Source organism: Streptomyces lavendofoliae, assembly GCF_014649735.1.
Taxonomy (GTDB): domain Bacteria; phylum Actinomycetota; class Actinomycetes; order Streptomycetales; family Streptomycetaceae; genus Streptomyces; species Streptomyces lavendofoliae.
Genome location: NZ_BMTP01000001.1, coordinates 467,074 through 486,460, shown reverse-complemented (window position 1 = coordinate 486,460; position 19,387 = coordinate 467,074). Strand labels below are relative to the sequence as shown.

Annotated in this window: 16 protein-coding genes; 2 read left to right on the top strand and 14 right to left on the bottom strand. The window is 72.5% G+C overall.

The annotated features are described in order from the left end of the window. Positions 1-33: 33 nt before the first annotated feature. The 13 genes from pgi to IE109_RS02110 form a co-directional block, all read right to left on the bottom strand. The gene (gene pgi, locus IE109_RS02170) at positions 34-1,686 is read right to left on the bottom strand and encodes a glucose-6-phosphate isomerase (RefSeq protein ID WP_189548839.1); all 1,653 of its coding nucleotides are present in this window, start codon (positions 1,684-1,686) and stop codon (positions 34-36) included. A gap of 171 nt (positions 1,687-1,857) precedes the next feature. Beyond that, complete coding sequence (locus IE109_RS02165; protein WP_003957010.1) at positions 1,858-2,193, bottom strand: RNA polymerase-binding protein RbpA; 336 nt, start codon at positions 2,191-2,193, stop codon at positions 1,858-1,860. A gap of 110 nt (positions 2,194-2,303) precedes the next feature. Continuing rightward, positions 2,304-2,534 carry a preprotein translocase subunit SecG gene (secG, locus tag IE109_RS02160; RefSeq protein ID WP_064073089.1) on the bottom strand — a complete coding sequence of 77 codons (231 nt, stop codon included), beginning with the start codon at positions 2,532-2,534 and terminating at the stop codon, positions 2,304-2,306. Between the two features lie 158 nt (positions 2,535-2,692). After that, a complete protein-coding gene (tpiA, locus tag IE109_RS02155; protein ID WP_189548669.1) occupies positions 2,693-3,469 on the bottom strand; it encodes a triose-phosphate isomerase in 777 nt (258 codons plus the stop codon). Between the two features lie 7 nt (positions 3,470-3,476). After that, positions 3,477-4,688, bottom strand: a complete 1,212-nt coding sequence (locus IE109_RS02150) for a phosphoglycerate kinase (RefSeq protein ID WP_189548668.1) — start codon at positions 4,686-4,688, stop codon at positions 3,477-3,479. Between the two features lie 121 nt (positions 4,689-4,809). Beyond that, entirely contained in the window at positions 4,810-5,814 is a 1,005-nt protein-coding gene (gap, locus tag IE109_RS02145; RefSeq protein ID WP_189548667.1) for a type I glyceraldehyde-3-phosphate dehydrogenase, read from the bottom strand. 233 nt (positions 5,815-6,047) lie between these two features. Beyond that, complete coding sequence (locus IE109_RS02140) at positions 6,048-9,008, bottom strand: M14 family metallopeptidase (RefSeq protein WP_189548666.1); 2,961 nt, start codon at positions 9,006-9,008, stop codon at positions 6,048-6,050. A 308-nt stretch (positions 9,009-9,316) separates the two neighbouring features. Next, positions 9,317-10,306: a DNA-binding protein WhiA gene (gene whiA / locus IE109_RS02135; RefSeq protein ID WP_064073084.1), complete on the bottom strand. Its 990-nt coding sequence runs from the start codon at positions 10,304-10,306 to the stop codon at positions 9,317-9,319. Beyond that, on the bottom strand, positions 10,297-11,316 hold the full coding sequence (locus tag IE109_RS02130; RefSeq protein WP_189548665.1) for a gluconeogenesis factor YvcK family protein: 1,020 nt from the start codon (positions 11,314-11,316) through the stop codon (positions 10,297-10,299). Before IE109_RS02130 ends, whiA begins: the two co-directional genes overlap by 10 nt. Then, the gene (gene rapZ / locus IE109_RS02125; protein ID WP_189548664.1) at positions 11,313-12,281 is read right to left on the bottom strand and encodes an RNase adapter RapZ; all 969 of its coding nucleotides are present in this window, start codon (positions 12,279-12,281) and stop codon (positions 11,313-11,315) included. The genes IE109_RS02130 and rapZ overlap by 4 nt, the downstream gene beginning before the upstream one ends. Continuing rightward, positions 12,274-14,271, bottom strand: a complete 1,998-nt coding sequence (uvrC, locus tag IE109_RS02120) for an excinuclease ABC subunit UvrC (protein WP_189548663.1) — start codon at positions 14,269-14,271, stop codon at positions 12,274-12,276. Before uvrC ends, rapZ begins: the two co-directional genes overlap by 8 nt. A 336-nt stretch (positions 14,272-14,607) precedes the next feature. Then, on the bottom strand, positions 14,608-15,429 hold the full coding sequence (locus tag IE109_RS02115) for a hypothetical protein (protein ID WP_189548662.1): 822 nt from the start codon (positions 15,427-15,429) through the stop codon (positions 14,608-14,610). A gap of 5 nt (positions 15,430-15,434) precedes the next feature. After that, a complete protein-coding gene (locus tag IE109_RS02110; protein ID WP_189548661.1) occupies positions 15,435-16,055 on the bottom strand; it encodes a papain-like cysteine protease family protein in 621 nt (206 codons plus the stop codon). 222 nt (positions 16,056-16,277) lie between these two features. Between IE109_RS02110 and IE109_RS02105 the strand changes: the two genes are divergently transcribed. Next, complete coding sequence (locus IE109_RS02105; RefSeq protein WP_189548660.1) at positions 16,278-17,207, top strand: hypothetical protein; 930 nt, start codon at positions 16,278-16,280, stop codon at positions 17,205-17,207. Between the two features lie 281 nt (positions 17,208-17,488). Here the strand turns inward: IE109_RS02105 and IE109_RS02100 are convergent, their stop codons facing one another. Next, the gene (locus tag IE109_RS02100) at positions 17,489-17,917 is read right to left on the bottom strand and encodes a Rieske (2Fe-2S) protein (protein WP_189548659.1); all 429 of its coding nucleotides are present in this window, start codon (positions 17,915-17,917) and stop codon (positions 17,489-17,491) included. A gap of 122 nt (positions 17,918-18,039) precedes the next feature. Between IE109_RS02100 and IE109_RS02095 the strand changes: the two genes are divergently transcribed. Further along, positions 18,040-19,305, top strand: a complete 1,266-nt coding sequence (locus tag IE109_RS02095; RefSeq protein ID WP_189548658.1) for a PfkB family carbohydrate kinase — start codon at positions 18,040-18,042, stop codon at positions 19,303-19,305. Positions 19,306-19,387 lie beyond the last annotated feature (82 nt).

Here is a 19,387-nt window from a genome sequence, read left to right as displayed (position 1 = left end):
CGCAGCCGCACCGCGTCTCCCCCCGTCACGGGATCACCGGCCGCGCAGGGTCCGGTAGCGCTCGGCCAGCGCGGCGGTCGAGCTGTCCAGCCGCTCGCCGCCCTCGCCCCCGGTCAGGACGGGCTCGATCCGCTTGGCCAGCACCTTGCCGAGTTCGACGCCCCACTGGTCGAAGGAGTCGATGTTCCAGATGGCGCCCTGGACGAACACCTTGTGCTCGTACAGCGCGATCAGCTGCCCCAGGACGGACGGCGACAGCTCGTCCGCGAGGACGGTGGTGGTCGGGTGGTTGCCGCGGAAGGTCTTGTGCGGCACCAGTTCCTCGGCCACGCCCTCGGCGCGGACCTCGTCGGGCGTCTTGCCGAAGGCGAGTGCCTGGGTCTGGGCGAAGAAGTTGGCCATCAGCAGGTCGTGCTGCGGGACCAGGCCGGACTCCAGGTCGGCGACCGGCTTGGCGAAGCCGATGAAGTCGGCCGGGATGACCTTGGTGCCCTGGTGGATCAACTGGTAGTAGGCGTGCTGTCCGTTCGTGCCCGGGGTGCCCCAGACCACGGGGCCGGTCTGCCAGTCGACCGGGTTGCCGTCACGGTCGACGGACTTGCCGTTGGACTCCATGTCGAGCTGCTGGAGGTACGCCGTGAACTTCGACAGGTAGTGGCTGTACGGCAGGACGGCGTGCGACTGGGCGTCGAAGAACGCCCCGTACCACAGGCCCAGCAGGCCGAGGAGCAGCGGCGCGTTCTCCTCGGGCGGGGCGGTGCGGAAGTGCTCGTCGACCAGGTGGAAGCCGTCGAGCATCTCCCGGAACCGGTCCGGTCCGATGGCGATCATCAGGGAGAGGCCGATGGCGGAGTCGTAGGAGTACCGGCCGCCGACCCAGTCCCAGAACTCGAACATGTTGGCCGTGTCGATGCCGAACTGCTCGACCTTGCCCGCGTTGGTCGACAGGGCCACGAAGTGCTTCGCCACGGCCTCCTGGCCGGCCCTCAGGCCGGTGAGGAGCCAGTCGCGGGCGGAGGTGGCGTTGGTGATGGTCTCGATGGTGGTGAACGTCTTCGACGCGACGATGAAGAGCGTCTCGGCGGGATCCAGGTCCCGGATCGCCTCGTGCAGGTCGGCGCCGTCCACGTTGGAGACGAAACGGAACGTCAGGTCGCGGCGCGTCCACGAGCGCAGCGCCTCGTACGCCATCGCCGGACCGAGGTCGGAGCCGCCGATGCCGATGTTGACGATGTTCTTGATGGGCCTGCCGGTGTGGCCGGTCCACTCGCCCGAGCGGATCCGCTCCGAGAAGGCGGCCATCCTGTCGAGCACGGCGTGCACGCCGGGCACCACGTTCTCGCCGTCGACCTCGATCACAGCGTCGCGCGGGGCGCGGAGCGCCGTGTGCAGGACCGCCCGGTTCTCCGTGGTGTTGATCCGCTCCCCGCGGAACATGGCGTCCCGCAGGTCGGCCACGCCGGTCGCGGCGGCCAGCTCGCGCAGCAGCCGCAGCGTCTCGTCGGTGACCAGGTGCTTGGAGTAGTCCAGATAGAGGTCGCCGACCCGCAGTGTGTAGGCGGTGCCGCGCGTCGGGTCGGCGGCGAACAGTTCACGCAGATGCGTCTGCCCCAGCTGCTCCCGGTGCTTTCCGAGGGCGGTCCACTCGGGCATCCGGTTGAGCCTCGTGCGGCTTTCTGCATTCATCTCGGACATCAGCCCACTTTCTCGTACCTGCCTGCTTGCCCCGCTGCCCCTCCAACCTAATTGATCTGCGCCGCCGACGAGGCGGCGGCGACCACGAGCGGGTCCGGCCGGCGCCCGGACACACAAAAGCGGGCCCTGTCGGTGTCATCCACCCACAGGGCCCTCGGCCGCTCAGATCTCGCCTCGGAGTTTCGCCAGTGCCTCGGCCAGGATCGCCTCGCCGTCCGCGTCGCTGCGCCGCTCCCGTACGTACGCGAGGTGCGTCTTGTACGGCTCGGTGCGCGGCGGGTCCGGCGGGTTGTCCCGGTCCTGGCCGGCGGGGAACCCGCACCGCGGGCAGTCCCAGGTGTCGGGGACCTGCGCGTCACTCGCGAAGCTCGGCTGCGTCTCGTGCCCGTTCGAGCACCAGAAGGAGATGCGGAGCCGCGGAGCGGACTCGCCCCGCTCGGCCTCCCCCATCGGCCCCGCGCCGACCCGGCTTCCCCGGATCGCGTTGCCACTTGCCACGGTTGTAACTCCCTGCGTGATGGTGCTCGAAGATGCCCCAGTCTACGTAAGGCCCAACGCGCGTCCAGTGATTGGAGTTACACCCCTCCCCGGGACGCGGAACCGAGACGTCAGTTGTCCAGCTTGATCAGGAGAGCAAGTACGACAATGCACGCGAACCACAGCAGACCGACGACGACGGTGATGCGGTCCAGGTTGCGCTCGGCGACCGAGGAGCCACCGACGGACGACTGCATGCCGCCACCGAACATGTCGGAGAGGCCGCCGCCCTTCCCCTTGTGCATCAGCACCAGCAGCATCAGCAGCGCGCTGAAGACGATGAGGGCGATCGAGAACCCCATAACCACGGCTGGACCCTACTTCCTGGCAATTCTCGGATTACACGGACTGTCGGACGTCTACGGACGACGGGGGCCCAGGCTCCGATGAAAGAGCCTCGGCCCCCGCAAGGGTACGACGATTCCGCCCTACCGCATACTCACCGGCTGGGGGACCCCACTCACTGGTCGCGGAACCGGACGATCTTGACGAACTCGTCCGCGTCGAGTGCCGCGCCGCCCACCAGGGCGCCGTCCACATCGGGCTGGGCCATGATCGCGGCCACGTTCGACGCCTTCACGGAGCCGCCGTACTGGATGCGGACCTTGTCGGCCAGCTCCTTGGAGTACAGCTCGGCGAGGCGCCCGCGGATCGCCCCGCAGACCTCCTGCGCGTCCTCGGGCGTGGCGACCTCGCCGGTGCCGATGGCCCACACCGGCTCGTAGGCGATCACGATCGTCTCGGCCTGCTCGGCCGGGACGTCCTTCAGGCCGCCGGCGAGCTGGGCGAGCGTGTGGGGAACCTGCTCGCCGGCCTTGCGGACGTCGAGGCCCTCGCCGACGCAGAGGATCGGGGTGAGCCCGTGCTGGAAGGCGGCCTTGACCTTGGTGTTGCAGAGCTCGTCGCTCTCGCCGTGGTACTGGCGGCGCTCGCTGTGGCCGACGGCCACGTACGTGCACTTCAGCTTGGCGAGCATGGAGCCGGAGATCTCACCGGTGTACGCGCCGGACTCGTGCGCCGAGATGTCCTGGGCGCCGTACTTGATCTTCAGCTTGTCGCCGTCGACCAGGGTCTGGACCGACCGCAGGTCGGTGAAGGGCGGCAGGACCGCGACCTCGACGTGGTCGTAGTCCTTGTCGTTCAGCGCGAAGGCGAGCTTCTGGACGTGGGCGATGGCCTCGAGGTGGTTGAGGTTCATCTTCCAGTTGCCCGCCATCAGCGGGGTGCGGGTACTCATAAAAGGCTCAGTCCTCCAGTGCGGCGAGGCCGGGAAGCGTCTTGCCCTCGAGGTACTCGAGGCTGGCGCCGCCACCGGTCGAAATGTGTCCGAAAGCGTTCTCGTCGAAGCCCAGGGTGCGCACGGCGGCGGCCGAGTCGCCACCGCCGACGACGGTGAATCCGTCGCAGTCCAACAGGGCCCGGGCCACGGCCTTGGTGCCGCCCGCGTAGTCGGGGTGCTCGAAGACCCCCATCGGTCCGTTCCAGAACACCGTGCCGGCGTCGGCGAGCTTCGAGGCGTACAGCTCGCGCGTCTTCGGGCCGATGTCCAGGCCCTCCTGGTCGGCCGGGATGGCGTCCGCGGCGACGGTCTGCGGGTGGGCGGGCGCCTTGGTCTTCAGGTCCGGGAAGTCGGGCGAGACCAGGACGTCGACCGGGAGCACGAACTCCACGCCGCGCTTCTCGGCGCGGGCGAGGTAGTCCAGGACGACCGGGATCTGGTCCTCCTGGAGCAGGGAGATGCCGACCTCGTGCCCCTTGGCCTTGAGGAAGGTGTACGCCATGCCGCCGCCGACGAGGATGCGGTCGGCCTTCTCCAGCAGGTGGTCGATCACGCCGAGCTTGTCGGAGACCTTGGCACCGCCGAGGACGACCACGTACGGACGCTTGACGTCGTCGGTGAGCTTCCTGAGGACGCCGACCTCGGTGGCGATCAGGTACCCGGCGTAGGCGGGCAGCAGCCGGGGCAGGTCGTACACGGAGGCGTGCCCGCGGTGCACGGCGCCGAAGCCGTCGCCGACGTACACGTCCGCGAGGGCGGCGAGGCGGGCGGCGAACTCGGCGCGCTCGGCGTCGTCCTTGGACGTCTCGCCGGCGTTGAAGCGCAGGTTCTCCAGGACGGCGACCTGGCCGTTCTCCAGGCCGGCGACGGCGGAGTGGGCCTCGGAGCCGATGGTGTCACCGGCGAAGGCGACGGGGCGGCCGAGCAGTTCACCGAGCCGGGAGGCGGCGAACCGCAGGGTGAAGGCGGGGTCCGGCGCGCCCTTGGGGCGGCCGAGGTGCGAGGCCACGACGACCTTGGCACCGGCTTCGGCCAGCGCCTTGACGGTGGGCAGGACCGCGCGGATGCGGCCGTCGTCGGTGATGGTGGTGCCGTCCTGCGGCACGTTGAGGTCGGCGCGGACGAATACCCGCTTGCCCTCGACCCCTTGGCGGAGAAGCTCGTCGATCGTCTTCATCTGTCCCTGTAGCTCCGTACTCCTTGGAATATCGGCGCAAGCGTCAGGGCTCGTACAGCGCGGCGTTGCGCTGCCCGAGCCCTGCGCTCACATCGAAGTGCCTGCCCTGGTACCCGGTTTCTTAGAGCTGGCCGCCGACGAAGACGGTGAGGTCGACGAGGCGGTTGGAGTAGCCCCACTCGTTGTCGTACCAGCCGACGACCTTGACCTGCTTGCCCTGGACCATCGTGAGCAGCGAGTCGAAGGTGCAGGAGGCCGGCCAGTTGACGATGTCGGAGGAGACGATCGGGTCCTCGGTGTACTCGAGAATGCCCTTCAGCTGGCCCTCGGCGGCCTTCTGGAAGGCGGTGTTGATCTCGTCCCTGGTGACCTCGCGGTCCAGCTCCAGGACCAGGTCGGTGACCGAGCCGGTGGGGACCGGGACGCGCATGGCGATGCCGTCCAGCTTGCCCTTCAGCTGCGGGAGGACCAGGGCGGTGGCCTTGGCGGCACCCGTCGAGGTCGGAATGATGTTCTCCGCGGCGGCGCGGGCGCGGCGGAGGTCCTTGTGCGGGAAGTCCAGGATGCGCTGGTCGTTGGTGTACGCGTGGACCGTCGTCATCATGCCCTTGACGATGCCGAAGTTCTCGTCGAGGACCTTGGCCATCGGCGCCACACAGTTGGTGGTGCAGGAGGCGTTGGAGATGACGTGGTGGTTGGCCGCGTCGTACTTGTCCTGGTTGACGCCCATGACGATGGTGATGTCCTCGCCGGTGGCCGGAGCCGAGATGAGGACCTTCTTCGCGCCACCGGCGATGTGCTTCTCGGCGTCGGCCTTCTTGGTGAAGATGCCGGTCGACTCGATGACGATGTCGACGCCCAGCTCGCCCCACGGGATGTCGGCCGGGTTGCGCTCGGAGAGCACCTTGATGGTGTGGCCGTCGACCGTGATCGTGTCGGCGGTGTGGGTCACCTCGGCCTTGAGGCGGCCCAGGATGGTGTCGTACTTCAGCAGGTGGGCCGTGGTCGCAGTGTCACCCAGGTCGTTGACAGCCACGATCTCGATGTCTGCACCCTGCTCCAGCAGCGCGCGGAAGTAGTTACGACCGATGCGGCCAAAGCCGTTGATGCCTACGCGGATCGTCACGAACCGATCTCCTCGTTAGGTACGCCGGTTTTCGACGCCGGCGAGTTTCCATTTGGGATGTCCCCGACCGCTTACGACCCTACCTCCCTCCAGGCGGCGGAGTGACATCCAGCGCACCCGGACGAGCCCGGTGGACCGGAACTCCGTCCTACTGGACAGTACGGTCCACCGGGGCGTTCGTCCGGCTACCGAGCGTCAGCGCCGGACCGCTCGTCGGCGCGGGGGTGCGCTCGTCAGCGCGCGAGCGCTCCGAGCGCCCTGCCCAGCAGCCGCTTGCGCTGGGACGGATCGGGTACGTGCTCCAGACCGAACCCGAGCAGGACGGTGTCACGGGTGGTGATCGCCGCCCGGGAGTGGAACAGCGCGGGTGAGCGCGCCCAGTCGGACGCGTTGCCCGGGCTGCCGGCCGGCGGGCCGGGGACGCTCCAGGCGCCGAGCGACGTCTCGAAGCCCTCGCTCTCGCCGGCACCGCTCCCGGTCACCAGTCGTGTGTCGTCGACGAAGACGCCGGTCCCGCCGGTGCCGGGGTCGGAGACGTACGAGACGGACAGCTCGACCCGCTTGCCGGCGTAGGCGCTCAGGTCGACGGACACCGGCTGCCAGCCGCCCGAGGTGCCGGTGAAGGAGTGCCAGGCGCCGCTGGTGCCGGTGGCGGTGCAGCCGTCCCGGCCGAGGGTGAGGTAGTGCGCCAGGAAGGGGTGCCCGGCGAGGTAGTAGCCCTCGCCGCAGTCGGCCGGCACGGCGGTGGAGGAGCGGCCCCCGGTGTCGGGCAGGGTCGTCCAGTCGCCCTGGCCCACGGTGTGCGCCTCGACGATCACGTGGTCGTAGCCGGGTTCGGTGTCGTGGCTGAGCCGGAATCGGAGCGCCGGGGCGGCCGCCGCGTCCGTGCCCGTCAGGTCGACGGTCCGGGTGAGCCGCATCCAGGCGTTGTCGGCGTGCCGGGCGGCGGCGAAGGTCTCGCCCTCGTAGGGCTCGAAGGGGGTGCGCACGCCGGGGTAGTCACCCGCGGCGGTGCTGCGGAACTGCGGGAACCGCTTCGGGTCGAGCGTGTCGGAGGTGACGGTGTAGGCGCCGGCGCTGTCGAGCGGGTTGCCGGGCGCGTCGGCGAGGGGGGCGCGGGTGCCGGCGAAGCGGCCCGTGCCCTGGAAGGAGCCGGGGTCCGCCATGCCGGAGCGGCGGTAGGCGCCGAGGTAGTACTGGGCGAAGTCGTCGGAGTCGGCGCGGCCGATGTCGACGGGTCCGCCCGCCTGCTCGCCGGCCTCGACCAGCTTGCCGCCCTCGTTGAGGTACTCCCGCACGGCGAGGGTGGTGTCCCCGGAGGGGCGTGCGGCGCCGGTGTACCGGACCACGGTGCCGAAGTGGCCGAGGACGCCCAGCGGGTGCGGGACGCCCTGGGTGGCGACGTCCCAGACGGCGGCCCGGCGGCCGGTGCCCCTCAGCGCCTCGGTGTACGTGGCGGCGTGCCGCGCCGGGGCGGTGCCGCCCTCCTCCGCGAGCACCAGGACGTCTCCGCGGGGCCGCTCGGCGATGGTGTAGGTGAAGGGGGCGGACGAGACGCGTTTCCCGTCGCGGGTGCGGCCGGTGAACCAGACCTCGACGGTGTCGCCGGGTTCGCCGTCCTGGACCTCGGCGCGGTACTCGTCGTAGTAGAGGTTGTCCTCTCCGCCGTACGTCTCGCCGCCCTCCCAGGCGTCGAGTCGCTGGTCGTGGGTACGGCCGCCGTTGACGCGGTACTTGAGCTCCTTGTCCCGCAGGGACTTGCGGGCGGTGACGGCGACCTCCTGGTCGGCGCCGTCGTACGCGTAGGAGGTGGTGAAGGTGTCGGGCACGAAGGCGGGGGCGGCGGTGCCTACCGGGGAGACCGGGTCGTCGGGGCGGGCGGCCGACTCGGCGACGGCGAGGGCGAACGGGACGTTCTTGGCGAACTCCTGCTGGATCAGCCTCTCGTCGTCGGGGAAGGTGAAGACGGACGCGCAGTCGGCCGGTTCCCAGGCGTCGTTCGGGTCGACGCGGGAGGCGGTGGCGCAGGTGGACATCTCCGGGGTGAACATCTGCATGCCGTTGACGTTGGCGGCGTGTCCGTCGGCCTCGCCGTTGGTGGTGTACAGCTCGGAGGAGACCTGCGGGCGGTAGCCGGGGACCGCGGACCTGGCGGGCGTCCCGGCCAGGGCCTTGAGGGGGACGTCGTCGGGGGTGTCGGTGGCGACCTGCCAGCCGACGCCGTACAGGAGCAGCTGGGCGGCGGAGTGGTAGTTGATGCCGTACTGGAAGCCGATCCGCTTCTGGAACGCGTCGATGGCCTTCGTCTCGGGTTCGGACATCGGGCCGGTGCCGCGGTAGGTCTCGTCGGCCGGGTCGGGTGACGAGCCCTCGTCGTCGTAACCCCATTTGTAGGAGAAGTTGCGGTTGAGGTCGACGCCGTCACCGGGTGCGATGCGGCCGTCGCCGTTGTTGTCGCGGAGGTTCTTGCGCCACTGGCGGTTGGCCGGGTCGGCGTGGGTGTGGTCGTAGCCGTCGGGGTTGGCCGACAGCACGAACCACAGTTCGGTGGTGTCGACGATCCTCGTGACGCGCGGGTCCTTGCCGTAGCCGGCGAGGTAGTGGTGGAGCAGCCGCCGGTTCATCTCGGGCGTGATCCACTCGCGGGCGTGCTGGTTGGAGAGGTACAGGGTGGCGGGCTTGGAGCCGTCCTTGTGCTTCCTGGCGCCCTTGCTGAGCTTGAGGGCGAGGATGTCCTGGCCCCTGACGGTCCTGCCGATGCTGACGACCTTGGTGAGGGCCGGGTGGGCCCGTGCGGTCGCCAGGATCTCCTCCTTGAGGCCGCCCTTGCCTCCGTAGGGGCGGAAGACGCCGTCGCCCGCTGCCGCGAGGCGCTTCTCGGTGGCCTTGGCGAGGTCGTGCCCGGTGACGGCGACGCCCTTGTCGCGGAGCGCCGCGGCCTGCCGTTCGGTGAGGTACAGCTCGACGGTGGCGGTGCCCTTGTCCGGTACCTGTTCGGTCAGTTCGTGGCCGTCGGTACCCGCGTCGAGCAGGAGCGGGACCTGCTCCCTGGTCACCTTCGCGTGCCATACGGAGAGGCTGCCGCCTCCGCCGGTCCCCTCGTCCTGCTGCTGCGCACCGGCGACGGGTGCCGCCGCCAGCCCGGCCACCAGCAGTGAAGCCGCGGCGAGGATCGATCTCGCTCTGCGTCCCATGTGCCCCCCTTGCTGTTGTCTGCCACGGAAGTGGACAGGCGCCAGGCTCATGACTCTTCATGATCATGTCAATAGCGCCTCGGGGTGCCCGGCCGGGTCCCGCCGCCGCTCCGGGTGGGGCGGCGGCGGGCGGCGCGGCGACGGCCGGCGGGACGAAGGGGCCGGCGAGGCCCGGGGCCGCGGGCGGGGCGGCCGGGAGCCGGTGGCCGGAAGCCGGCGGTCACCGTCGGGCCCGGGCGCCGGCGGTCGGGACCGGCTGCCGGGTGCCGGGTGCCGGCGGTCGGCGGTCGGCGGTGGCGGGAGGGTCGTCAGCCGACGAGGCCGTCGGCCATCTCCTCCGTCAGGTTCGACTCCGTGCCGGGGATGCCCAGGTCCTGGGCCCGCTTGTCGGCCATGGCCAGCAGGCGGCGGATCCGGCCGGCGACCGCGTCCTTGGTCAGCGGCGGGTCGGCGAGGGCGCCGAGCTCCTCCAGGGATGCCTGCTTGTGCTCCATGCGCAGCCGGCCGGCCGCCGCCAGGTGCTCGGGGACCTCCTCGCCGAGGATCTCCAGGGCGCGCTGCACCCGGGCACCGGCCGCGACCGCGGCACGGGCCGAACGGCGCAGGTTGGCGTCGTCGAAGTTGGCCAGCCGGTTGGCGGTGGCGCGGACCTCACGGCGCATCCGCCGCTCCTCCCAGGCCAGCACCGACTCGTGCGCCCCGAGCCGGGTCAGCAGCGCGCCGATCGCGTCCCCGTCCCGTACCACCACGCGGTCCACGCCCCGCACCTCGCGGGCCTTGGCCGCGATGGAGAGCCGCCGTGCCGCGCCGACCAGCGCGAGCGCCGCCTCCGGGCCCGGGCAGGTCACCTCCAGGGACGACGAGCGGCCCGGCTCGGTCAGCGAGCCGTGCGCCAGGAACGCGCCGCGCCAGGCGGCCTCGGCATCGCACGTGGCACCCGAGACGACCTGCGGCGGCAGGCCCCGGATCGGGCGGCCCCGGCCGTCCACCAGCCCGGTCTGCCGGGCCAGCTGGTCACCGCCCGCCACCACTCGGACGACGAAGCGCGAGCCGCGCCGCAACCCGCCCGGTGCCATCACGATCAGCTCGGAGCCGTGCCCGAAGATCTCCGCGATGTCCCGTTTCAGGCGGCGTGCCGCCATCGCGGTGTCCAGCTCCGCCTCGATCACGATGCGCCCGCTCACCAGGTGCAGCCCACCGGCGAACCGCAGGATCGACGAGACCTCCGCCTTTCTGCAGCAGGTCCGGGTGACGGGGAGCCGGGAGATCTCGTCCTTCACCGCTGCCGTCATCGCCATGGGCCGATCCTTCCATGCATCCGAAAAATACGGTCGTACGCGGCGGCCAACAGCTCCGGGTCGTGCTTCGGCGAGCCGTCCTTCCTCGCCACCGGGGCCAGCTCGACCGCGGCACCGAGCCGCTTGGCGGCCTCTGCGAGGGACTCGCGGTCGGGCACGGCGGCCTCGTCGGCCAGCACCACGTCCAGGGCGAGTTTAGGGGCGTGTCGTCCCAAAACCTCCAAATGACGCTGCGGAGAGAAGCCCTCGGTTTCTCCGGGCTGCGGCGCGAGGTTCAACGAGAGCACCCGGCGCGCCTTGGTCTCGACGAGCGCCTCCAGCAGCTCCGGCACCAGGAGGTGCGGGATCACCGAGGAGAACCACGACCCCGGGCCCAGCACCACCCAGTCCGCGTCGAGCACGGCCGCGACCGCCTCCGGCACGGCGGGCGGGTCGTTCGGCACCAGGTGCACGGACTGCACCTCGCCGGGGGTGAGCGCCACGGTCGCCTGGCCCCGGACGGTGTCCACGTCGTCCGGGCGGTCGGGGTCATGGCCCTTGACCAGCGCCTGGAGCTCCAGCGGTACCGCCGACATGGGCAGCACCCGTCCGTGCGCGCCGAGCAGGCGGCCCACCAGGTCCAGCGCCTGCACGTGGTCGCCGAGCTGCTCCCACAGGGCGACGATCAGCAGGTTGCCGACCGCGTGCTCGTGGAGGTCGCCCTTGGACTGGAACCGGTGCTGGATGACGCGGGACCACGTCTGGCCCCAGTCGTCGTCGCCGCACAGCGCCGCCAGGGCCTTGCGCAGGTCCCCGGGCGGCAGCACGCCGAGCTCCTCCCGGAGCCGGCCGCTCGACCCGCCGTCGTCGGCGACCGTGACCACGGCGGTCAGGTCACCGGTGATGCGGCGCAGCGCGGCGAGGGACGCGGACAGGCCCATGCCGCCGCCGAGGGCCACGACCTTGGGCTGGGTGCCGCGCCTGCGGAGCGTACGGACGGACAGCGTCGTACGCCGACGGTACTGCTTCACTCGCGCCCCATGTCCCGGTGGACGACGACGGTCTCGACCCCTTCCGAGGCGAGCCGGGCGGCGAGCTTCTCGGACATGGCGACGGAGCGGTGCTTGCCGCCCGTGCAGCCGACGGCGATCGTCACGTACCGCTTGCCCTCGCGGCGGTAGCCGGTGGAGACCAGCTGGAGCAGCTCGGTGTACCGGTCGAGGAACTCCTTGGCGCCGGGCTGATTGAAGACGTAGCCGGACACCTCCTCGTTCAGGCCCGTGAACGGGCGCAGCTCCGGCACCCAGTGCGGGTTGGGCAGGAAGCGGCAGTCCACGACCAGGTCCGCGTCGACCGGCAGGCCGTACTTGTAGCCGAACGACATGACCGTGGCGCGCAGCTCCGGCTCCTGGTCGCTCGCGAACTGGGCGTCCATCTTGGCGCGCAGTTCGTGGACGTTCAGGCTGGAGGTGTCGATCACCAGGTCGGCGTCACCGCGCAGCTCGCGCAGCAGGTCGCGCTCGGCGGCGATGCCGTCGACGATCCGGCCGTCGCCCTGGAGCGGGTGCGGGCGGCGCACCGACTCGAAGCGGCGGACCAGCGCCTCGTCGGACGACTCCAGGAAGACGATGCGGCGGGTGACCTGCTTGGCGTCGAGGAGCGCGAGGGACTCGCGGAGGCTCTCGAAGAACTGGCGGCCCCGCACGTCGACGACGACGGCGATGCGCGCCACGTTTCCCTGGGAACGGGCGCCGAGCTCCACCATGGTGGGGATCAGCGCGGGCGGCAGGTTGTCGACGACGAACCAGCCGAGGTCCTCCAGGCACTTGGCGGCGGTGCTGCGGCCGGCGCCGGACATACCGGAGATGATCACCAGCTCGGGGATGGCCGCCTCGGCGGCCTCTCCGGCCTCGATCGTCGTGCCCGTACTCACGTGTGCTGCTCCGTCTTCTCGCTCTGTCGGCTCTGGCTCCGCCGTGGGGTGGTGCTCAGACATGTCCGTGTCCCCCGTCGTCGTCTTCCATGATCTCTCCTGTCGCCGTGTTCACGGCGGGGGCGGCCGGAGCCGCTTGCGCGAGGGCCACGGCCACGGCTTCGGCGGTCTTCCGGCCGAACCCCGGCACCTCGCAGATCTGCTCGATTGTCGCCTGCCTCAGGCGCTTCACCGAGCCGAAGTACTTGATCAGCGCCTGCTTGCGCGCGTCACCGAGACCCGGGACGGCGTCGAGCGGGCTGGTCCGTATCCGCTTGTGGCGCTTGGTGCGCTGGTACCGGATGGCGAAGTCGTGCGCCGTGTCACGGACCCGCTGGAGGAGGTACAGCCCCTCGCTGGAGCGCGGCAGCACGACCGGGTCGTCCTCGCCGGGCAGCCAGACCTCCTCCAGGCGCTTGGCGAGGCCGCACACGGCCACGTCGTCGATGCCCAGCTCGTCGAGCGCCCGCTGGGCGGCGGCCACCTGCGGCTGCCCGCCGTCGACGACGACGAGCTGCGGCGGGTACGCGAACTTCCTCGGCCGCCCGTCCTCCTCCGGTGCCTGGGCGGGGACCTCGCCGTCGGTCTCCTCCAGGGCCCATTCGCCGGTTTTCTCCTTCTCGGCGAGGTACCGCCGGAAGCGGCGGGTGATCACCTCGTGCATCGAGCGGACGTCGTCCTGGCCCTCGAAGCCCTTGATCTGGAAGCGGCGGTACTCGCTCTTGCGGGGCAGGCCGTCCTCGAACACGACCATGGACGCGACGACGTCCTCGCCCTGGAGGTGGGAGATGTCGAAGCACTCGATGCGCAGCGGCACCGTCTCCAGGTCCAGCGCCCCGGCGATCTCCTCCAGAGCGCGCGAGCGGGTGGTCAGGTCACTGGCCCGCTTCGTCTTGTGCAGGACGAGGGCCTGCTGGGCGTTGCGGCCGACGGTCTCCATCAGCGCCTTCTTGTCGCCGCGCTGCGGGATGCGCAGGGAGACCTGCGAGCCGCGGCGGCCGGACAGCCACTGCGTCACCGCGTCCAGATCCTCGGGGAGGGCCGGGACCAGGACCTCCTTGGGGACGGCGTCGCCGGTCTCCTCGCCGTACAGCTGCTGGAGCGCGTGCTCGACGAGGCCGGCGGTGTCGACGGCCTCGACCTTGTCGGTGACCCAGCCGCGCTGACCGCGCACCCGGCCGCCGCGGACGTGGAAGATCTGCACGGCAGCCTCCAGCTCGTCCTCGGCGACGGCGATCAGGTCGGCGTCGGTGGCGTCGGCGAGGACGACCGCGCTCTTCTCCATGGCCCGCTTGAGGGCCCCTATGTCGTCGCGGAGCCGGGCGGCCTTCTCGTACTCCATGTCCTCGGCCGCCAGCATCATGTCCTTCTCCAGGCGGCGGATGTAGGTGCCGGTACGGCCGGCCATGAAGTCGCAGAACTCCTCGGCCAGATCCCGGTGTTCCTGCGGGTCCACCCGGCCGACGCACGGCGCCGCGCACTTGCCGATGTACCCGAGGAGGCACGGGCGGCCGGTGCGCTCGGCGTTCCTGAACACGCCGGCGGAGCACGTGCGCACGGGGAACACGCGCAGGAGCAGGTCGACCGTGTCGCGGATGGCCCAGGCGTGGCTGTACGGGCCGAAGTACCGCACGCCCTTCTTCTTCTGGCCGCGCATGACCTGGACGCGCGGGAAGTCCTCATTGAGGGTGACGGCCAGGTACGGATAGCTCTTGTCGTCCCGGTACTTGACGTTGAACCGGGGGTCGAACTCCTTGATCCAGGAGTACTCCAGCTGGAGCGCCTCGACCTCGGTGGACACGACGGTCCACTCGACGGAGGCGGCCGTCGTGACCATGGTGCGGGTGCGCGGGTGCAGACCCGCCAGGTCCTGGAAGTAGCTGGCGAGCCGCTGGCGCAGGGACTTCGCCTTCCCGACGTAGATCACCCGGCGGTGCTCGTCGCGGAACTTGTAGACCCCCGGCGAGTCGGGGATCTGTCCCGGCTTGGGGCGGTAGCTGGAGGGGTCTGCCATGCCTCACACCCTACTGGCGTCCACTGACACCCCGGGCGCCACCGGCCCGGCCGGCGGGGCCGGTGAATTGGTGGGGACGCCGGTCGGAGGGGGCGCGGGGGACGGCGGTGGCGGGGCGCGGGGGACGGGGCGGCGGGGGTGGAGTGCGGGGCGGGGTGACGGGTGTCCGCGGGGCGCCTGCGGTGGGGGCGGAGGCACCCCGCGGGGCTCACGGGACCGGCGGCCGGGCGGCGCCGGCCGTGGACCGGGGTGCGGGCCGGCCGGTGGGTCACGCGCGGGGCGTGACCTGCCGGCCGGCCCGCGGGTCGGGACCGGGGCCCGAGGGACCGGCGGGGCTCAGCCCCGGCGGCGGCGCAGCCGCAGGGCGCCGGTCAGCGCGAGGGCCGAGGCCGCGAGGGCGGCCGCCCAGGCGGTACCGGCGGCCCCCGGCGGCCGGGCGGAGGCCGTTTCCCGGGTGGGCACCCGGCCGGCGGGGGCGGGGGCCTCCGGGGCCGGGCCGGCGGGGGCCGCGTAGCCGCCCGCGCTCCCCCGGCGGGCGTACGCCGTGCCGGGCAGCTTGTCCCCGTACGCCGCCGCGACCCGGTCCCGGTAGGCGGCCGGCGTCATGCCTCGGGCCCCCACCGCGCGTACCGCGTCCTCGTCGAGCGGGAGCACCCTGCTGCCCCGGTGGACGTACCAGGCGTCGACCTGGGGTTCACGGAAGACCGTTCCGCCGGGCAGGCGCCGGGCGCCCTCCCGCGCGTACCGGACCTCGTCGTCACCCGTCGCGATGTTCACCACCTGCCAGCCCTTCGCGCCCTGGCGGACGACCCATACGGACGCCTTCCGCCCGTCGGGCGCGACCGCCTTCGCCGCGTGGAACTCGACGCGGGCGACCGGCGCCCCCGGCCTGCCCGCCACGAAGTCCGGCGACAGGACGCGCACGGGGACGGCGGACCCCTCGATACGGGGGTGTGCCGCGGCCCGCGCCGGGGCGCCGTCCCGGGCGAAGAACCGGGAGAGGGTGTCGAGCGTGGCGGGGGCCGTGACCGCCGCGTCCGGGGAGTCCGCGCCGGTCGCGGCGGGGACAGCGGTCGCGGCGGGGACCGCGAGGACCGTGAACGCGCCGGTCAGCGCGCCCGTCAGCGCGACCGCCGTGATGAGACGCCGTGGAGTCATCGTTCTCACGTCCCTGTCCGGTAGAGCGAGTGGGTCCAGGAGAAGGAGCCGTTGTCGACGTACCAGGCGTGCGACGCCCAGTTGTAGCGGTCGCTGGAGGGCCAGGGGTCGCCCCAGTACACCCAGCCGTTCGCGTCGTCGTAGCCGTAGATCACATGCATGTGGCCACCGCCGCTGGCCCACTGGATGCGGGTCTCGACGGGCCGGTCGGCGTTGATCTCGGTCTGGACGGTGGAGTAGCGCAGCCAGCCGTCGACGTACGAGCCGGGACCGATGCCGGCCCAGCGCAGCCCGTTCTGCACATTGCCCAATGTCGCCTGCCAGTTGGGGCAGTCGGACCCCTGCTGCCGGTTGAAGGCGGCGTTGCAGAACTGGTTCTGGGTGTGGGAGCGGCCGAACCAGGTGGCGATGGTGTTGCCACCGGCCGCCCAGCACCAGTTGGTCTTCAGCTGCGCCTGCATGGTGATGTCCAGGCGCTTGGCGGCGAGCGTGGTCGTGGAGCCGTCCTCGGCGGTGGCGGCGGACACCGGACCGAGGAGGGTGGTCGTGGCGGCGAGGAGCACCGCGAGCAGGAGCCGTATCGCTCCGCCGGCGGACTCCCCCGGGGTGATGCCTGGTTGGCGCATCGCGTTCCTCCGTGGGGATGTGGGGAGGGAGGATCGCGTCCGGACGCTGAGGGGAGCATCGGGCGTTGTCGGGGACAGGTCAACACGCTTCAATGCGGGGAGACGCCGCACTGTGAACGCCGCTGGTTGACGAGTGAACGGATCCCCGCTCCCACCTGCCCGCCCGTCTCCACCGGCCGCGGAGTCGCGCCGCCCCGTCGTGAACGTTCACCGAGGACTCCCATGGCACACACCGAGACCGAACTGGCGCAGATCCTGCGGTCGGGCCCGTTCCACCTGGCGCTGCGCACAGCGCTGGCGGTGCGCGGGCTGCCGCTCCAGCGGGTGCAGCACCATCTCGCGCACCGCGGCATCAAGGTGGGGGTGACCAGCCTGTGCTACTGGCAGCAGGGCGCCCGCCGCCCGCAGCGGCCCGAGTCGCTGAAGGCCGTGCGGGCGCTGGAGGAACTGCTCCGGCTGCCCGGGGAGTCACTGATCCGGCTGCTCGGCGAGCCGGCCGGGGACGGGGCGGGGCCGGTGAGGCCCGCGGCCCGCCCGTACCGCTCGCTGCTGGAGGTCTCCGGAGCGGTGGAGCAGCTGATCGCGGAGCTGGAGGCTCCGGCGGACGGCGGGCTGCACACGGTGGGACACCAGGAGCGGGTACGGATCGGGGCGGGACGGGAGCTGGTCGGCCGGGAGTCGCAGCAGGTGGTGCGGGCCCACCGCGACGGCGTGGACCGTTACCTGGCCATCCACCACGGGGACCCCGGATGCGACCCGGCGCGGGTGGTGGTGCGGGCGGGCGAGAACTGCCGTACGGGGCGGGTGAGGCGGCACGGGGACACCGGGGTGGTGGTCGCGGAGCTGCTCTTCGACGCGCGGCTGCGGGCCGGGGACACGTACCTCTTCGGGTACCGCTTCGAGGACGGCACCGGCGGGGTGAGCGGCGAGTACGTGCGCGGGTTCAGCTTCGCGGGCGGGCAGTACGTCCTCCAGGTGCGGTTCCACGAGGACGCCCTGCCGGTACGGTGCCGGCGCTTCGCCCGGTCCGCGGCCGGCGCGCCGCGCGCCGGCCGCGGCGACCTGACGCTGAGCGGGCGGCACCGCACCGTCCACTTCGTGGAGCCGGAGGTCAGGCCCGGGATCCTGGGGATCGACTGGGACTGGGAGTGAGCCCGCCCGGAAGGACCCGACCTGGAGCGGTCCCGACCGGAGACCGGAAGGGACCCCGGCTCGGGTGAGCCCGGCCCGCAGGTGTCCCCTGGCGCCCGCCCCGGTGCCGGCCGGGGGGCGCGGCGCCCCGGCCTACCGGGGGGCGCGGGCGGGTGGGCGCGGGCGGGTGGGCGCGGGCGGGTGGGCGCGGGCGGGGCCGGGGGGCGGGCGCCCGGAAGGCGGGCGGACATGACCGGGAGGCGGGCCGGACGTGAGCCCGCGGAGCGGGGGCGTCGTCCCGGTCACGCCTCCGGGCCGGCGACCAGCTTCCCGCCGGTCACCCGCACCGGGACCTCGGGCAGTGCCGCCGTGGCGGGGCCGCGGAGGGGCTTTCCGGTGGTGACGTCGAAGCGGCTGCCGTGGCAGGGGCAGTTGCCCTCGGTGCCCTCCACCTTGTCGAAGACGCAGCCCGCGTGGGTGCACTGGGCGCTGAACGCCTTGTACTGCCCCTTGGCGGGGCAGCTCACCACCAGCCGCTGCTCGCGGTAGAGCTTGGCGCCGCCGACCGGTACCGCGTCGGCCGTGCCCAGGTCCACCGGCGCGGTGGGGGTGGGGACCTGCGCGTGCCCCAGCTTCGACTCGGTGGAGCAGGCGGCCGCGCCCACCCCGGCGGCCCCGGCGAGAGCGGCGCCTTTCAGCACGGTACGGCGGGCGGGCGGCTGGCCGGGCATGGGGGCTCCACGGTGGCTGGGGGTCCTCGGTGACGGAACCGACGATACCGGGGTAGATCGGTGGCCCTTCGCGGGGGTTCCGGGGCTGTCGGGGGCGGTGCCGATGGGTTACGTTCGGGCGCGTGATCGTCGCCGCCGGAGAGTCCCTGATCGACCTCGTCCCCGACGGGTCCGGGCCCCTGCCGGCCCTGGTGCCCCGGCGGGGCGGAGGCCCGTACAACACCGCGGTGGCCCTGGGCCGGCTCGGCGCCGAGGCCGCCTTCTGCTCCCGGGTCTCCACCGACGCGTTCGGCGACGCGCTGCTCGACGGGCTGCGCGCGGCGGGCGTCGCGACCGGGCTCGTCCAGCGCGGGCCGGAGCCGACGACGCTGGCGGTCGCGTCGGTCGCGGCGGACGGCTCGGCCGGGTACTCCTTCTACGCCGAGGGCACGGCCGACCGGCTCTTCGAGCTGCCGGAGCGGCTGCCGGACGCGGTCCGGGCGGTGGCCTTCGGTACGTGCTCGCTGGTCCTGGAGCCGGGCGCCGGGGCGTACGACGCGCTGCTGCGGCGGGAGGCGGGGCGGGGGGTGCTCACCCTGCTGGACCCGAACGTCCGGCCCGGTCTGATCTCCGACGGGGACGCCCACCGGAGGCGGTTCCTGGAGCGGCTCCCGCATGTGTCGCTGCTGAAGCTGTCCGAGGAGGACGCGCGGTGGCTGGGCGGTTCGCCCGGGGAGTGGCTGGCGCGGGGGCCGTCGGCGGTGGTGCTGACCCGGGGCGCCCGGGGGCTGACGGTGTTCACGGACGGACCGGCCGTGTCGGTGCCCGCCGTCCCGGTCGTGGTCGCCGACACCATCGGCGCGGGCGACACGGTGAACGCGGCGCTGCTGCACGGTCTGGGATCCCGCTCGCCGGCCGCGCTGGACGCCGGAGAGTGGACGGAGCTGCTGTCCTTCGCGGCCCGCGCGGCGGCGGTCACCTGCTCCCGCCCGGGCGCCGAGCCGCCGTACGCCGCCGAGCTCGTGACGTCCGACACCGTGCTGCCGCTGCACGGCGTCCCCGCGCTGGTCTGCGCCCCCGGCGGTCCGCCTCTGACCGGCCGGCGGGCCGCCCTGGAGCTGCTCGGCGACGCGCTGGGGCGGGGGGCGGAACTGGTCGTCGTGCCGGTGGAGCGGCTGGGCGGCGACTTCTTCCAGCCGCGCGGCGGCCCGGCGGGCGAGGTGGTCCCGCTGTTCACCGGGCACGGGCTGCGGCTGGCCGTCGTGGGGGAGGTCCCCTCGCGGGTGACGTCCGGCTCGTGGCCGCACCATCCCGGTGGCGGGGCCGACCTCGACGCCCCGGTCCGGTTCGCGGACTCGATCCCGGCGCTCATGGCCGGCCTGGCGCCCCGCCCGGGCCCCTGCCCCTGACCCGGCCGGTCCGGGGCGGTCGCTGAGCCCGCGGCGCCTCTGCTCCCCGCCCCCACTCCGCCTGTGGCTCCGGACGGCCGAA

Excerpts from the sequence above, each read along its gene's own strand:
- pgi (WP_189548839.1), bottom strand. The coding sequence starts at position 1,686 with ATGAATGCAGAAAGCCGCACGAGGCTCAACCGGATGCCCGAGTGGACC.
- secG (WP_064073089.1), bottom strand. The coding sequence starts at position 2,534 with ATGGGGTTCTCGATCGCCCTCATCGTCTTCAGCGCGCTGCTGATGCTG.
- tpiA (WP_189548669.1), bottom strand. The coding sequence starts at position 3,469 with ATGAGTACCCGCACCCCGCTGATGGCGGGCAACTGGAAGATGAACCTC.
- IE109_RS02150 (WP_189548668.1), bottom strand. The coding sequence starts at position 4,688 with ATGAAGACGATCGACGAGCTTCTCCGCCAAGGGGTCGAGGGCAAGCGG.
- IE109_RS02140 (WP_189548666.1), bottom strand. The coding sequence starts at position 9,008 with ATGGGACGCAGAGCGAGATCGATCCTCGCCGCGGCTTCACTGCTGGTG.
- whiA (WP_064073084.1), bottom strand. The coding sequence starts at position 10,306 with ATGGCGATGACGGCAGCGGTGAAGGACGAGATCTCCCGGCTCCCCGTC.
- rapZ (WP_189548664.1), bottom strand. The coding sequence starts at position 12,281 with ATGTCTGAGCACCACCCCACGGCGGAGCCAGAGCCGACAGAGCGAGAA.
- uvrC (WP_189548663.1), bottom strand. The coding sequence starts at position 14,271 with ATGGCAGACCCCTCCAGCTACCGCCCCAAGCCGGGACAGATCCCCGAC.
- IE109_RS02115 (WP_189548662.1), bottom strand. The coding sequence starts at position 15,429 with ATGACTCCACGGCGTCTCATCACGGCGGTCGCGCTGACGGGCGCGCTG.
- IE109_RS02110 (WP_189548661.1), bottom strand. The coding sequence starts at position 16,055 with ATGCGCCAACCAGGCATCACCCCGGGGGAGTCCGCCGGCGGAGCGATA.
- IE109_RS02105 (WP_189548660.1), top strand. The coding sequence starts at position 16,278 with ATGGCACACACCGAGACCGAACTGGCGCAGATCCTGCGGTCGGGCCCG.
- IE109_RS02100 (WP_189548659.1), bottom strand. The coding sequence starts at position 17,917 with ATGCCCGGCCAGCCGCCCGCCCGCCGTACCGTGCTGAAAGGCGCCGCT.